The 14608-nt window shown below is 66.0% G+C and carries 10 protein-coding genes; 2 read left to right on the forward strand and 8 right to left on the reverse strand.

The window, feature by feature from the left end; genetic code table 11:
- The 8 genes from J2X98_RS04915 to J2X98_RS04950 form a co-directional block, all read right to left on the reverse strand.
- Positions 1 to 1230: an MFS transporter gene (locus J2X98_RS04915; protein WP_307304955.1), complete on the reverse strand. Its 1230-nt coding sequence runs from the start codon at positions 1228 to 1230 to the stop codon at positions 1 to 3.
- Entirely contained in the window at positions 1227 to 2000 is a 774-nt protein-coding gene (locus J2X98_RS04920) for a DeoR/GlpR family DNA-binding transcription regulator (protein WP_307304958.1), read from the reverse strand. The genes J2X98_RS04915 and J2X98_RS04920 overlap by 4 nt, the downstream gene beginning before the upstream one ends.
- 55 nt (positions 2001 to 2055) lie before the next feature.
- On the reverse strand, positions 2056 to 3738 hold the full coding sequence (locus tag J2X98_RS04925) for an ABC-F family ATP-binding cassette domain-containing protein (protein ID WP_307304960.1): 1683 nt from the start codon (positions 3736 to 3738) through the stop codon (positions 2056 to 2058).
- A gap of 25 nt (positions 3739 to 3763) precedes the next feature.
- A complete protein-coding gene (locus J2X98_RS04930) occupies positions 3764 to 5752 on the reverse strand; it encodes a penicillin-binding transpeptidase domain-containing protein (RefSeq protein ID WP_307304963.1) in 1989 nt (662 codons plus the stop codon).
- 66 nt (positions 5753 to 5818) lie between these two features.
- Positions 5819 to 7261 (reverse strand): phytoene desaturase family protein, encoded by a 1443-nt coding sequence (locus J2X98_RS04935; protein ID WP_307304965.1) that lies wholly within the window; start codon positions 7259 to 7261, stop codon positions 5819 to 5821.
- Positions 7254 to 8717 carry a glycosyltransferase family 87 protein gene (locus J2X98_RS04940; protein WP_307304968.1) on the reverse strand — a complete coding sequence of 488 codons (1464 nt, stop codon included), beginning with the start codon at positions 8715 to 8717 and terminating at the stop codon, positions 7254 to 7256. Before J2X98_RS04940 ends, J2X98_RS04935 begins: the two co-directional genes overlap by 8 nt.
- Positions 8718 to 9549: 832 nt before the next feature.
- Positions 9550 to 10134, reverse strand: coding sequence for a histidine phosphatase family protein (locus J2X98_RS04945; RefSeq protein WP_141944834.1), 585 nt, complete (start codon positions 10132 to 10134; stop codon positions 9550 to 9552).
- The gene (locus J2X98_RS04950) at positions 10131 to 11639 is read right to left on the reverse strand and encodes a CCA tRNA nucleotidyltransferase (protein WP_307304973.1); all 1509 of its coding nucleotides are present in this window, start codon (positions 11637 to 11639) and stop codon (positions 10131 to 10133) included. The genes J2X98_RS04945 and J2X98_RS04950 overlap by 4 nt, the downstream gene beginning before the upstream one ends.
- 208 nt (positions 11640 to 11847) lie before the next feature.
- Here J2X98_RS04950 and J2X98_RS04955 point away from each other — a divergent pair, with 208 nt between their 5' ends.
- Both J2X98_RS04955 and murJ read left to right on the forward strand, forming a co-directional pair.
- Positions 11848 to 12348 carry an NUDIX hydrolase gene (locus J2X98_RS04955; protein ID WP_307305460.1) on the forward strand — a complete coding sequence of 167 codons (501 nt, stop codon included), beginning with the start codon at positions 11848 to 11850 and terminating at the stop codon, positions 12346 to 12348.
- A gap of 60 nt (positions 12349 to 12408) precedes the next feature.
- A complete protein-coding gene (gene murJ / locus J2X98_RS04960) occupies positions 12409 to 14550 on the forward strand; it encodes a murein biosynthesis integral membrane protein MurJ (protein ID WP_307304976.1) in 2142 nt (713 codons plus the stop codon).
- Positions 14551 to 14608: the final 58 nt, after the last annotated feature.

Raw genomic sequence — 14608 nt, forward strand, 5'->3', positions numbered from 1 at the left:
TTACTCCCGTTGAGTGGACTCTTGAACGGAGGACTCCTGACCGGCCTGGAGCGGCTTCGCCGCCCCTGCAAGCAGCAGTGCCACCAGGATTGGCAGCATGATGGCCAGGAGCGCGGTATGGATCCCGGTGAGGTCACCGAGGTAGCCAAGCACCGGCGGCCCGGCAAGGAAAGATATATACCCCAAAGTGGATACTACGGACACCCGAGCGGCTGACTGCCGCGGATCGTCGGAAGCAGCGGACATCCCCATCGGAAAGGCGAGGGCGGCACCCACACCCCACAGGGCTGCCCCAACCCCGGCCAGCCAGATACTGGATGCCAGCACAAAGAGGCCCAGTCCGGCGGCTACGGCCGCCATGCTGGCGCGGAGTACCGCAACGCGCCCGTACTTGTCGATGACGCGGCCGCCGAGGAACCGCATTGCCGTCATGGCAAGGACGAACAGGGCGAACATCAGGGCGCCGGTGGATTCCGAGGTGGCAAGGCCGTCAACGGACGCCTTGGCGATCCAGTCATTGCCGGCGCCTTCGGTCAAGGTGGCACCCAGGACCACCACTCCGATGAGCAGCGTCCGGCCGTCCCGCCACGCGGACGGTCCCTTGGCTGGTTTCAGCTCCCCGGCAACGGGAGCCGACGATACGTGGGGAAGGAAGTAGCGGGGCACGGTCAAGGCCACCAGCACCACAACGGCTGCGATCACCAGGAGGTGCAGCGGCAGGTCGACTCCCAGCGTGGACAGCCCTGCCCCGACAAGGGCCCCTACGAAGGCACCACCGCTGAAGGCAGCATGGAACTGGGGCATGATGGTCCGCCGGAGCTTGTGCTCCACATCCGCGCCTTCGATGTTCTGCGCCACGTCCCACAGTCCGATGCCGATGCCGAAGAAGAACAGTGACACCGCCGTCCCGGCAATGGACGTGGCCGAAAGCGACAGTGCGATGCCCACGCCTGCGGCCGCAGCCAGGAGGCCGGCGAAGCGCACGGTGTTGGCGGTACCGATCCTGCCAACCACCAGCCCGGCGGTGGGAAGCGCAAGCAGGGAGCCGATGGCCGTGCAGAGCAGGAGCGTGCCCATTTGGCCGGAGGTGATGTGCAGCGTCTGGGTGACGGCAGGGATCCTGGCCGCCCAACTGGCGAACACCAGCCCATTGATACCGAAGACCACGAAAGTGGCTGCGCCGGCGGCTTTCAATCCTGCGTGCTGCTCCATACCGGTATTGGTGCTCATACGCTCACTACTTCCACGGAGTACTTATCGAATTCGGCTTTGTCCTGCGTGCTGAACTTCCGGTCCGTGACGATGACGTCCACCCGATCCAGGCCTGCCACGAGGACCCGGGCGCTGGCCTCCCACTTCGATGCTGAGGCGGCCAGCACCACCCGTGCCGCGGATTCAAGGCCGGCTCTCTTGATGGCCGCGTCCTCCAGGTCATGTGCCAGCAGCCCGTCCCTGAAATCCACCGCACAGGGGGTGACCACGGCAGTATCGAAACGGAGTGACCTGATATTGGATTCGGCCAGCGGCCCGCGGAAACAGAGTTCCCCGGGCACCACACTGCCGCCCGGCAGCAGCAAGGCAGGCCGCGGGCCTGCACCGCCGTCGCCCTCTGCTGCCGCATTGAGCGCCTGCAGGGACATGGGCATCAGCGTCACATCGCGTCCCGCCAGGGCCCGCGCCACAGCGGTAGCTGTGCTTCCGCTGTCCAGCCAGACGTGTTCGCGGTCAGCCAGCAGGCGGGCGACCGCCACAGCTATGCGGCCCTTCGCTTCACGGTCTTCCAGTTCACGCTGCCCGTAGCCGGGATTCACCCCGTGGCCAATGAGGCTTCTGGCGCCGCCGTGGACCCTCCGGAGGACGCCGTGGCCTGCGAGCACCTCCAGGTCGCGGCGGATGGTTGCTCCTGAAGCAGCACAGGCCTGCATGAGCTCTTCCACGCTTGCCTCGGGCTGCCGCCGGAGGATGTCGGCGATGGTCCGATGCCGCTCATCCGTCTTCATGATCAAATGCTAGCAATTTGTGATCATTCGCTCAGAGCAAGAAGGGCACATTTGTTCAGCGGGCGCGTTCAACCCTCTGCTCGTCCCACACCGGCTCCGCGGATTCGTACACCTTCCCGTCGGAGCCGAATACGAGAAACCGGTCGAATGTCCGCGCGAACCAGCGGTCGTGGGTCACCGCGAGGACAGTTCCTTCGAAGTGGTCGATGGCCCGCTCCAGGGCTTCCGCCGAGTGCAGGTCCAGGTTGTCGGTGGGCTCATCCAGGAGCAGCAGCGTGGCCCCGCTGAGCTGCAGGAGCAGGATCTGGAAGCGGGCCTGCTGGCCGCCGGAGAGGGACTCGTACTTCTGCTCGGACTGCCCCGCCAGGCCGTATCCATCCAGGGCACCCGCGGCCGCCTCACGACCCAGGCCGGACCGGTGTTCGTCGCCCCGGTGCAGAATGTCCAGCAGGGTCTTGCCCAGGAGATCGGGTCGGACGTGGGTCTGGGCAAAGAACCCGGGCCGGATCCGTGCACCGAGCTTCACGGTGCCGTCGTGCGGTACTTCTGCGATCACCACATCCGAGACCGGCAGGTGCTCGCGTTCAGGGTCTGTGCCGCCGGTGGCAAGCAGGCGCAGGAAGTGGGACTTGCCGGAGCCGTTAGAGCCCAGCACGCCCACGCGGTCACCGAACCACACCTCCGTGGAGAACGGTTTCATCAGGCCAGTCAGCTCCAGCCGCTCCGCCACGATGGCCCGTTTAGCGGTCCGCCCGCCCTTGAGCCGCATCTGGACGTTCTGCTCGATGGGCAGCGCCTCGGGCGGACCGGCCTCGAGGAACTTGGCCAGCCTGGTCTGGGCCGCGTGGTACCGGTTGGCCATATCCGAGCGGAAGGCAGCCTTGTTCTTGTACATGTTGACGAGTTCCTTGAGCTTGACGTGCTCCTCGTCCCAGCGCTTGCGCAGCTCTTCGAAGCGGGCGTTCCGGTCCGCGCGGGCCTCCACATAGGATTCGAATCCGCCGCCGTGGATCCAGGCGGATGCGCCGTTGATCCCGGGCTCCAGCGTGACGATCCGTCCCGCGGCATTGTTCAGCAGCTCGCGGTCGTGGCTGATGAAGAAAACGGTCTTCTTTGACTCGTTGAGCATTTCCTCGAGCCAGCGCTTGCCCGGCACGTCCAGGTAGTTGTCCGGTTCGTCCAGCAGCAGCAGATCGTCCGGCCCGGCGAACAGTGCCTCAAGTACCAGGCGTTTCTGCTCACCGCCGGAAAGGCTCGACGCCGGGCGGTGCTGTGCGCGGTCGAACGGCAGTCCCAGCGCGGCCATGCAGACCTCGTCCCAGACAGTTTCCACGTCGTAGCCGCCGGCATCCCCCCAGTCCGCGATCGCCTGGGCGTACCGCATCTGGGTGGGTTCGTCGTCGTGCTCCATCATGGCCAGCTCCGCATCGTCAACCTCGCGGGCAGCGGCGGCGAGGGCCGGGGGAGCGGCGGTCACCAGGAGGTCCCTGACGGTGGAGCCGTCGCGGACCTGGCCCACGAACTGCCGCATGATGCCCATGTTTCCGGACCGTCCAATGACGCCCTCGTCCGGCACCAGGTCCCCCGCGATGATCCTGAACAGTGTGGTCTTGCCCGTCCCATTAGGCCCGATCAGCGCGGTCTTGGTGCCGTCCGGCACCTTGAAGGTGACCCCGTTCAGGAGTTGGGTGCCATCGGAGAGGAAGTAGTCAATGCCGGAAACGTCAATATGGGCCACGCCGTCCATCCTCCCATGCCTGTTCCTAACCGGCGCCGGTGAGGAACTGCTTCAGCAGCGGACCGGAGGTGGTGGCACCCAGGCCGCCGTCCTCCACGAATACGGCAACCGCCAGGTCCCCGTGGGTGGCAACGATCCAGGCGTGGGTCTTGGGGGGATTGTCGGTGCCGAACTCCGCCGTTCCGGTCTTGGCACCCACAGGTGCGCCGGGAACGCTGGCGAGGAAGCCCGCGTGGCCGGAGGTGACCACGGCACGCATCATGTCAGCCAGCGATGCCGCCTCTGCTGCCGTGATGGGCTTGTCCGACGCCGTGGAGGGTGCTTCCGCGGTGGCGGTCGCTGACGCTTCGGCAGCCGGAGCGGTGGACCCGGCCGTTGTCCCGGCGGCGGGAGCACCGGCGTCGGGGTTCAGGACCAGCTGCACCGACACCGGGGCACCCTTGGCCACGGACCCGGCCATGATCGCTGCAGCCAGCGGGGAGAGCAGCACCTTGCCCTGGCCGATCATCGACGCGGCGTGTTCGGTCCCCTGCGCCTCGCCCGGGACGGATCCCAGGAAGGCTTCCGCGCCGAGCTTAGGCGCCTCCACTGCCACGCCCATGGACGTGGCGGCAGCCTCAAGCTGACCCTGGGACACGCTGTCCCGCTGGGAAATGAAGGCCGTGTTGCAGGAGTGCGCAAAGGCATCGCGCAGCGTCACGGCACCCAACGAGCTCGCGGGGTAGCCCTCGGAGTTTTTGAAGGTCCGCCCGTCCACGGTGAGCGTGGGCGTGCATTGGACCGTGGAGTCGGGCGTCATGCCGTTGCGGAACATGGCCAGCGAATCCACCATCTTGAAGATGGAACCCGGCGCATACTGTCCCAGCATGGCGGTGTTGTAGCCGTTGCTGCCCGGGCCGGATGCTGCCGCGAGCAGAGCGCCGGTGGAGGGACGAAGGGCCACGATGGCTGACGCAGGCCCCACCCCTTCCAGGGTGCTTTCCGCCAGCGTCTGCAGCCGCGGATCCAGCGTGGTCTTCAAGGGGGTGCCGGGTTTGGGCTCCACCTGGAAAAGCACGCGCCGGGGATCCGTGCCTGCGGACTGGATCTGTTCGCGGGTCAGGTCGGCGCGCTGGGCGCGGATCACCACGGCGTCTGATCCGCGGAGCTGCTCATCGTACTGCTGCTGGAGACCGCCGGTACCGGTGACGTCGCCCGGGGTCAGGGCGCCGTTTGATGCCTGGATCTGCTCCGCGGAGGCTTCGCCCACGGAGCCAAGGACAGCGCGGGCGAACGTCCGGCTGGGGGCCAGCGGGATGGAGTCGGGTATGCCTCGGGCACCCGGGATGGCCTGGATCTGCTGGTCGCTAATGGTGCGGCCTTCTTCCCGCAAAGTAATGGCGGAAACGAAGGCCTGTGCCCCGGCTGCCTTGACCTGCTGCGCGTACGCGGCCGGATCCACCCCCACCAGCGCGGCGAGCTTGCCGGCGGAATCGGCTGGATCCGCCCCGCCCAGCAGCGGTTTGTCGATGCCCACGTTCACCACGGGGCGATAGGTCACCAGCGGCACATCGCCGGCGCCCAGGATGTCGGCGCGTTTGGGGGACTGGGAGCCCTTGGTCACGATCTCGCCGTCCGCGAGGCCGGGGGCCAGCATGGCCGGGGTCCAGGCGGTGAGCCACTTGTCGCCGGACTTCCTGAAGTTCGCCGCGATGGTGTACTTCCACTCGGCGTCGCCGAACTTCCAGGTGTAGTCCAGGGGAGCGGATGCTTTGTCCCCGTCCAGCGTGAGTCCGCCTGCCCGGACGGTCGGCTTTTGCGGGTCCAGGGCTGCGAAAACCTGGTGGAGCTGGTCGTTGGCGGCGGCGGCGTCCTTGCCGTCGAAAGCAACGGATCCTACATCCAGCGCTGAGACCGCACCGGCCAATTGCTGTGCGGCGGCTTCGGCACCGGATTTTCCGTCATCGCAGGCCACCAGTGTGGTTCCAAGAATGAGCGCAGCTATGGCAAGCGAAAGTTTTGTTGAGTTCCCCATCGCGCCATTATCCCCCGGACCGCCGACATGACAGGACAGCCGGTCATAAGCCCTGGCCCTCGAGGCCTAGGAGGGACCCAGGTCCGGAACGGGCAGTTTGAACACATCACGCAGGGCGTGCCGTGCAGCATGCATTCCCGGCATGCCCGTGACCCCTGGGCCGGGCGGCGTTGAAGACGAGCACAGGTATACCCCCAGCAGCGGTGTCCGCCAGGGGACAGGAGAGACCACCGGCTTCTGGATAAGCCCCCGCACATCCATGATGCCGGCGCTGAAGTCACCGCCGATGTAGTTGCGGTTGTACTCGGCCAGTTCCGCCGCGGTGATGACGTGTGATTCAACCACCAGGTCGCGGAAACCGGGTGCGAAGCGCTCCAGCTGGGCCACCACCTGGCTGGTCATGTCCCGCGTGGAGCCGGAGGGGACATGGCAGTACGTCCAGAGTGTGTGCCTGCCCGCCGGGGCACGGCTGGGGTCGAAGCTGGACGGCTGGGCCACGAGCACATAGGGCCGGTCGGGGTGGCGTCCGGCACTGACTTCGTTCTCCGATCGCGCCAGTTCGGCCCGCGTGCCGCCCACATGGACCGTGCCTGCGTCGGAAAGTCCGGGAGCCTGCCAAGGCACCGGCCCGGAGAGGATGAAGTCCACCTTGCAGGACCCGTTACCGTACCGGAAGCGCTCCAGCGCCCTACGGTAGTGAACGGGAAGCGAATCCCGCGCCATGTCCAGGAGCCCCTTGGGCGCAACGTCCAGCAGGGTGGCCCGCGCGGCAGGAAGCTGTTCAAGCCGGTCTATCGGGGCTTCAGTATGGATGATGCCGCCGTGGGCACGGATGTCATCCGCCAGTGCTGTCGAAATGGCCGCGGAGCCGCCGCGGGGGATGGGCCAGCCACCTGCGTGCCCCAGGGCACCGAGCATGAGTCCGGCTCCGGCTGCGGCCAGGGAGGGCAGATGGGAGATGGCATGGGCTGCCACCCCGCTGAGGAGGGCCGGCGCAAGCTCTTCCCGGAACCTGAGGTTCCACAGCCCCGTTCCCTGTTCCAGCGTCCGCAGGCCGTAAATGCCGGCCACCAGCGGATTCCGCGGAATCCGGAGGAGCTGGTTCTGGGTGAAGTCCATGACGTCGTCGATGTTGTGGACCAGCGGTTCCATGAGCCGCCGGTAGGCAGGTCCGTCCTGGCCAAGTCCCTCTGCGGTGGCGTCCAGGGACTTGTAGGCCAGGGCTGCCTTGCCGCCCTCCAGCGGCGAGCCAAACGACACCTCGGGGGTGATCAGTTCCACCCTGCGCGGCAGTTCGAAGGCGCGGAAGAAAGGGGAGGCCACGGCCATGGGATGCACGGCGGAACAGACGTCGTGGAAGTGCCCCGGCTGCATTAACTCGGTGGTCCGCGTTCCGCCGCCGATTTTTGTTGCGGCCTCGAAAACCTCCACTGACAGCCCGGCCCGCGCCATCACCGCTGCCGCAGAGAGTCCGTTGGGGCCGGCACCTACTACCGTCACATCAGGCATGGGACCCTGCTTTCAAGGGAAGGGCGGGAACGGCGCGCCGCCGTAAACGCAGGCGGACCCGGTCAGGTGCGCCCGCGAAGAAGCCTCCGTGGGGATCGTCCACGTGGTGGCGCCGGATGGGATCGTGCGCGGGGTCGAAGATGTCCCAGACGACGCGTGCCATCAAATAGGCCACCGCGACCATGTGGGCGGCGACGGCCAGCACGTAGTAGGGCATGTCCAGGTTGTGCTGGGAGGGGCCGGCGCTGGTCACCTGTCCAAGGTACAACCAGATCGCAGCCCAATGCAGGGCTTCGACGCCCTGCCACACGAGGAAGTCGCGCCACCGCGGCCTGGCAAGGGCCAGCAGCGGAACCAGCCACACCACGTACTGGGGCGAATAGACCTTGCCGGTAAGGATGAACGCGGCCACGACCAGGAACGCAAGCTGCGCCAGGCGGGGTCGGCGGGGCGCCGTCAGGGCAACGCCGGCAATGCCCGCACACGCCAGGACAAACAGCCCCACGGACAGGACGCTGACGCCGTCGGCAGAAAGCCCGGCCCAGCCCACCCGGCCCGCCACCAGGTTGTAGGCAAACCAGGCTGAGCTGTATCCCGCACCCCGCTCCGCGCTGTATTGGAAGAAGTAGGCCCAGCCTGAAGGATTGACTGCCACGAACGGCACGTTGACCACCAGCCACGCTGCAGCAGCAGCACCGCCTGTGACCAGCAGCGGCCGCCACCGTCCCGTTCGCAGCGCAAGCAGGAGTATGGGTCCCAGCACCAGCACCGGGTACAACTTCACAGCAGTGGCCAGGCCGATCAAAATGCCGGCAGCCACCAGGCGCCCCCGCGCGAAAAAATACATCCCCACAGCCAGCAGGCACGCAGCCCAGAGGTCCCAGTTGATGGTTCCTGCCAGGACAATCCCCGGAGCCAGGGCCACCATGGCCGCGTCCCAGGGCCGTCGGCCGGGCATCCGCGCAATCACCAGGACCATGGCCATGAACACCGCCCCCAGCAGCACGGCGTTGATGTCGAAGTAGGCCAGGGACCGGGCATTGGCGTCTCCGCCGGGGACCAGCCAGGCAGTGACTCCGGCAATCAATGCGATCAGCACCGGATATTCGAACTGGCTGCCGCTGCCCAGGATGGGAAAGACTCCCGACGCCATTCCGCGGTTCCGGAACAGCTCCGGGAAATCCGAGTAGCAGGTGGCATAGAACTGCGTGGGCGTCTCCCAGCCGTTAACCCGGCAGTAGCCCTTCAGTAGGAGCCCGACCAAGGCCGCCAGCGCGGTGAGGACAATGAGTACCCGCTCCACCGTGTAGATGCCGGGGGAGACCAGCCCGGGGGCCGCCCTGGTCCCAAGGGGCCCACCGATTAACTCAGTGAAGTTCCGCAGGAATGCATCACTGCGGCTGGGCACCACGATGCGGGACCGTGGTCCATCCTCCGGCGGCAGGGTCTCGTGCATGGGTTCGAGCTTACCGCCGGCCCCGTCCCCCGGGATCGGTGTCCCGCAGGATCAGGGCCGGCTGTCAACGCAGGCCACCTAACTGCTGGTGCATGAGAACGAACACGTCGTTCCGATGCTGCTCCAGCTGGGCGCTGTTAAATGAACTTCGGCGCTGCAGGGGACGGGACAGGAGTCCCAGGAGTTTTCGTATCAAAGGAGGCACCTCCTCTCCTAAATAGCAGGCGCGAAAAAGGGCGCGGCAAATAAGCCCATTTTTGCTGCGAAAAAAGCGCGACAATACGGGCATGCGAATTTCAGCGAGGGAATTGGCGGAAATTGCATATAAGCACAATCACGAAGCGTCCGACCGTCGCGGTAAGCCATGGGCGGCATTACAGGGACGCCACACCGGGCCCTTCGAAAGAAAGGACTATCCGGAGACGGGGCGCGGGCTATGCCAACAGCTGTGCCGTGGAGCCGGCGATGAAACCGCAATTTACTGCCATCAGGGCAGCCGAAGGGGCAGCCCCTTGGCGTGTCCTGGCCGGGAAGCTGGTCCGGTCAGCGGCGCCAGAGTACGTCCGGATGGACGGCTGTACGGCAGGACACGGAATCCATCCTGGCTGCGCGTGCGGAATCAGCAAAGGCCGGGAACGCATTGATGACGGCATTCCATTCGCCAGTCAAAGTCATCATTATCCCAACCTCCTTTTCTGCTGTCCGCCGCGTTCGTTGCCAAGCGGTTCGGGACCCAGGCAGATCACCTTGGGGTCAGGAATAAAGGTACCCCAGGAATGCAGGGAAAGCCAGCAATTCCCGGAAAACAATTAAAGGAGTTTAAAAAGAAGGTTTAGAGCCCCCACCGCACAATGGCCGGGGTCTTTTTGTCCCATCCCAAAGTGCAGACCTTGGCCGTCCCCAGGACAAAGTGCCGGCCTTCCGTGGGCGGCAATTCCAGCCAGCGTGCCGTGAGGATGCGGGAGAAATGTCCATGCGCCACGATCAGCACATTGTCCATGCCGGATTCCAGGACCCGGCCGATGATCTTGTCTGCCCTCGCAGCCACCTCATCCAGCGTCTCGCCGTTGGGCACGCCGTGTGTCCAGATCAGGTAGTCGGGATTGTCCTTGCGGATCAGGTCCGAACTGATCCCCTCATAATCGCCATAGTTCCATTCGACGGCGAGCGGCTCGTGCCGGGCATCGGGGAAGCCGGCGAGTTCCGCCGTCCGCCGTGCCCGCCGAAGGGGGGACGTGAGCACCAGGTCGAAGTCCACGCCGTCCAGCACCTTGCGGGCCTCCACGGCCTGCTGTTCGCCTTCCACGGTCAGGGGCAGGTCCGTCAGGCCGGTGTACTGCCCGCTCTTGGACCATTCGGTTTCCCCGTGGCGGAGGATCCAGAGCTGGGGGCGCGGGGCAAAGGCGGAATTGGTCACTTGGACTCCTCAACAGGTGAAGGTTCGACGACGGCGGGAGAAGCTTCGGCGGCGGGTCCGGCAGGTGCCGATTCAGGCTGTTCTGCCCACCAGCGGAGCAGGCGCGCCTCTGCTTCCTCCGTGGGCAACGGTCCGTGTTCCATCCGCTCGTTGAGGAGGAACTTGTAGGCGCGCCCCACGACCGGCCCGGGCTTCAGATCCAGCAGGGCCATGATCCTGGCGCCGTCCAGGTCCGGGCGCACCGCGTCCAGAGATTCCTGTTCGCGCAGTGCCGCGATTCGCGATTCCAGGTCGTCGTAAGCAAAAGCCAGGCGTTCCGCCTTGCGCTGGTTGCGGGTGGTGACATCTGAGCGGGTGAGCCGATGCAGGCGTTCCAGCAGGGGACCGGCGTCGGTGACGTAGCGACGCACGGCGGAGTCGCTCCAGCCGGCGTCGCCGTAGCCATAGAAGCGCATGTGGAGTTCCACCAGCCGCGCCACGGCCTTAGTGGTGTCATTGTCGAACCGCAGCGCCTTCATCCTCTTCGTGGTGAGCTTGGCGCCCACCATGTCGTGGTGGCGGAAGCTCACGGCGCCGCCCGGTTCGAATCGGCGCGTCGCCGGTTTCCCGACGTCGTGCATTAACGCCGCAAAACGGAGAACGAAGTCTGGCCCGGGCACGGGGCCTTCGGCGTCCGTTTCCAGTTCAGCCGCCTGTTCCAGGACCTGGAGGGAATGCTGGTAGACGTCCTTGTGCCGGTGGTGCTCGTCGGATTCAAGGCGGAGGGCTGATACTTCCGGCAGCACGTGCTCTGCCAGCCCCGTCTCGACCAGCAGGTCGATTCCTGTCCGCGGCCGGGCGCCGCACACCAGCTTGACCAGTTCGTCCCGCACCCGCTCCGCGGAAATGATCCTGATGCGGTCCGCCATGCCCGTCATGGCATCCCGGACGTCGTCGCGGACTGAAACCCCCAACTGTGCAGCGAAGCGGGCGGCCCGCATCATGCGCAGCGGGTCATCGGAGAAGGATGCCTCCGGCGCGCCGGGCGTGGCCAGCACTGACGCGTGGAGATCCCGCACGCCCCCGAAAGGGTCCACCAACTCCATGGAGGGCAGCCTCAGCGCCATGGCATTGATGGTGAAGTCGCGGCGCTGCAGGTCATCCGTCAGGGAGGAACCGAATGCCACCACCGGTTTGCGGGAATCGGGATCGTAGGCTTCGGCCCGGTAGGTGGTGATCTCGATCTGGAAGCCGGCCTTGCGCATGCCGATGGTGCCGAACGCCCGGCCGATCTCCCAGAAGTTGTCCGCCCACTTCTTGATCAGTGCAACGGTCTGGTCAGGGGTGGCGTCGGTGGTGAAGTCCAGGTCCGGGGACGTCCGGCCCAGGAACAGGTCGCGCACGGGACCGCCCACCAAAGACAGCTCGTGGCCGGCGTCCACGAAGCGCTGTCCGAGCTCGAGGACCACGGGATCCACGGTGAAATCGACAGTGTGGGTATCAATCTTGCGTTGTGCGTGCGACATAGTTCCTTAAGCTTGGCAGAAACCTGCGCCCTGGCAGTCCAAAAAGGCGTCACGATCCGCGCTGATTGGCCTTCCCTTCCGGAAAGTACGTCATATCCCGTCCATGTTGGTGTCATGTTCCGGTCATCACGGGAGGGCAACAGTCGTTAGAGTGGACCTCATGGCCCATCCAGTACCGAGCGCTCCAGGCAGGAGGACAAACGCACCATTGCCGTCGGCAATCGGGGCGCACGTTGCCCCTGCCCAGCAATCGGCGCCGGCGTCGCTGCCCACAGTGGAGGAAGTCTCCGCCGGCGGCGTTGTGGTGGACACATCCGACGCCGAACTGAGGGTGGCGATCATCGCCCGCCTTAACAGGGGCGGACGCCTCGAGTGGTGCCTTCCCAAGGGCCACCCGGAGGGCGAGGAAAACAACGAACAGGCCGCGGTCCGGGAAGTTGCCGAGGAAACGGGCATCGAGGGCGTCATCCTGGCGCCACTGGGCAGCATCGACTACTGGTTCACGGTAAGCGGCCACCGGGTCCACAAGACAGTGCACCATTACCTCCTGCGGGCCACGGGCGGCGAACTCACCATTGAGAACGACCCCGACCAGGAAGCCGTGGATGTGGCCTGGGTGCCCATCCAGGAGCTGGCGCGGAAGCTGTCCTTCCCCAACGAACGCCGCATCGCGGACCTGGCCCGCGAAGTCCTGCCCGGGCACCTTTAAGCCCGGACGCCGCCGTCGTCATTGCGGTGTTATGTGCGCACGGGTGAGACGATGAAGTCGATGTCAGCTACCAACTTTCCTTCCGACCGGTCCAGCCGACCCGATGACGCGGCGCCCGACGGCGTGCCCCCGGAGCCGGCGGCTCCGGACGTTTCCCAGCCCGCCGCCACAGGCGTGAGCGAGACGCGGTCCAGCGCCATCATGGCTGCCGGCACGCTGGTTTCGCGCTTCCTGGGCTTCGGCAAGACATGGATGCTCGGCACCGCCCTGGGCCTTGGCTCCACGGTCAATGACACGTTCATCAACGCCAACAACCTGCCAAACCTGATCTTCCTCCTGGTGGCGGGCGGCGTGTTCAACGCCGTGCTGGTCCCGCAGATCATCAAGGCGAGCAAGGCTCCAGACAGGGGAGCGGACTACATCAGCCGGCTGCTGACGCTGGCTGTCCTGCTCCTGTTCGGCCTGACGGCGCTGGTCACCCTGGCGGCACCAGGGGTCATCGAACTGACAACCCAGGGCTACTCACCGCAACAGAAGGCCCTGGCCGTCACCTTCGCGTTCTGGTGCCTGCCACAGATCTTCTTCTACGGCCTCTACGCGTTGCTGACGCAGGTGCTGAACGCCAACGGTGCCTTCGGCCCCGCCATGTGGGCGCCCATCCTGAACAACGTGGTCGCCATCGCAGGGCTGGGCATGTTCATCTGGATCTTCGGCACAAACGAGGCCAACGCCCACACAATCGATAACTGGGGATCGAGCCAGACACTGCTGGTGGCCGGGTTCTCCACCATCGGCGTACTGTCCCAGACCGCCATCCTGCTGGTCCCGGTCTTCCGGCTGAAGCTCGGACTACGGCCCAGGTTCGGCTGGCGCGGCGTGGGACTGGGCCACGCTGCCCGGCTGAGCGTGTGGACGCTCCTGACGGCCGCCGTCGGGCAACTGGCCTTCCTGTACGTCATGCGCATCGCCACCATTCCAGGCGCCGAACGCATCCGGCTGCAGGAGGCGGGGGACCCCTCCGCCTACGCCCTTCCGGGCAACGCGGTCCTTGAGGTGGCCAGCCAGCTGTACCTGCTGCCGCACTCTATTATTGCCCTGTCCCTGGCCACCGTGCTGTTCAACCGGATGACCCGTGCCTCGCAGGAAGGCAACCGTGCCGAACTGCGCGACGCCCTGTCGCACGGACTGCGGACCATGGCCGTAGCCACCGTGTTCGGCGCCCTGGCCCTGTTTGCCCTGGCCGGTCCGCTGGGCATGTTCTTCTCTGGCGGCAGCAGGCAGGACGGGGTCATGCTCGCCCAGACGCTCACCATCCTGGCCCTCAGCACGCCCTTCATGAGCGCCAACTTCATGATGTCCCGGGTGTTCTATGCCAACGAGGACGCCCGCACCCCCTTCTATGTGCAGCTGCTGCTCGCGGTGGTCTACGTAGTCGGTGCCTTCGCCATCCAGTTCCTGCCTGTAGGCCAGATCATCTACGCCATCGCCATCCTCTATATGGTGGGCAACATCCTCTCCGTGGTCATCAGCGCGTTCTTCCTGCGGCGAATGCTGGGCCACCTGGACGGCGCGCGGATTGCCAACTCATACATCCGGATGGGCTACGCGGCACTGGGATCTGCGATTGCCGGGGCGGGCGCGCTCTGGCTGATGGGCAGCTACAACCCGAACGGCTTCGCGTGGCAGAACCGCATTACTGCGCTCGTGACGCTCGTCGTGGTCGGGCCCGTCATGCTGGCCGTCTACTTTGTCCTCCTCAGGCTTTTCCGCGTCTCCGAGCTCAGCGACATGCTCCGGCCCCTGCTGGGCAGGCTTGGCCGCGGCGGAGGGGCGCCTGCACCGGAAGCCGGGGACGCGCTGTCGTCCGCTCCTGCCAACGGAGCGGACGGGGACCGCGGGCAGCGTCCTGAACGTGCCACAACGTCCGTGGACACTGGCCTGATTCCCCGGATCTCCGGGGAATTTGATGCCGTTTCCTTCCGTGCGGGGCCGGATCCGGAGCGTGGTGCCCGCCGTCCGGAAGCGTACGACGCCGGCGCGCAGCACGGTGACGATGGCGCCTACCTGCCGGGTGAGGACCAGCCCAGCACTGCACGTGGGGGCTTGCTCAGCGAACAAATTCCGCTTCCTGGGCGCCGCACGTACCAGGGGAAGGCCGGGGAAAACCCGTATTTCAAGTCCCGGAGCCAGCGCAAAAAGTGACTCCGGTGCCCGTCTTCTCCACAGCCGCGCGGGGCGGATCGGCTAGGATCGAACAGGT

The organism is Pseudarthrobacter enclensis (assembly GCF_030811655.1).
GTDB lineage: Bacteria > Actinomycetota > Actinomycetes > Actinomycetales > Micrococcaceae > Arthrobacter > Arthrobacter enclensis_A.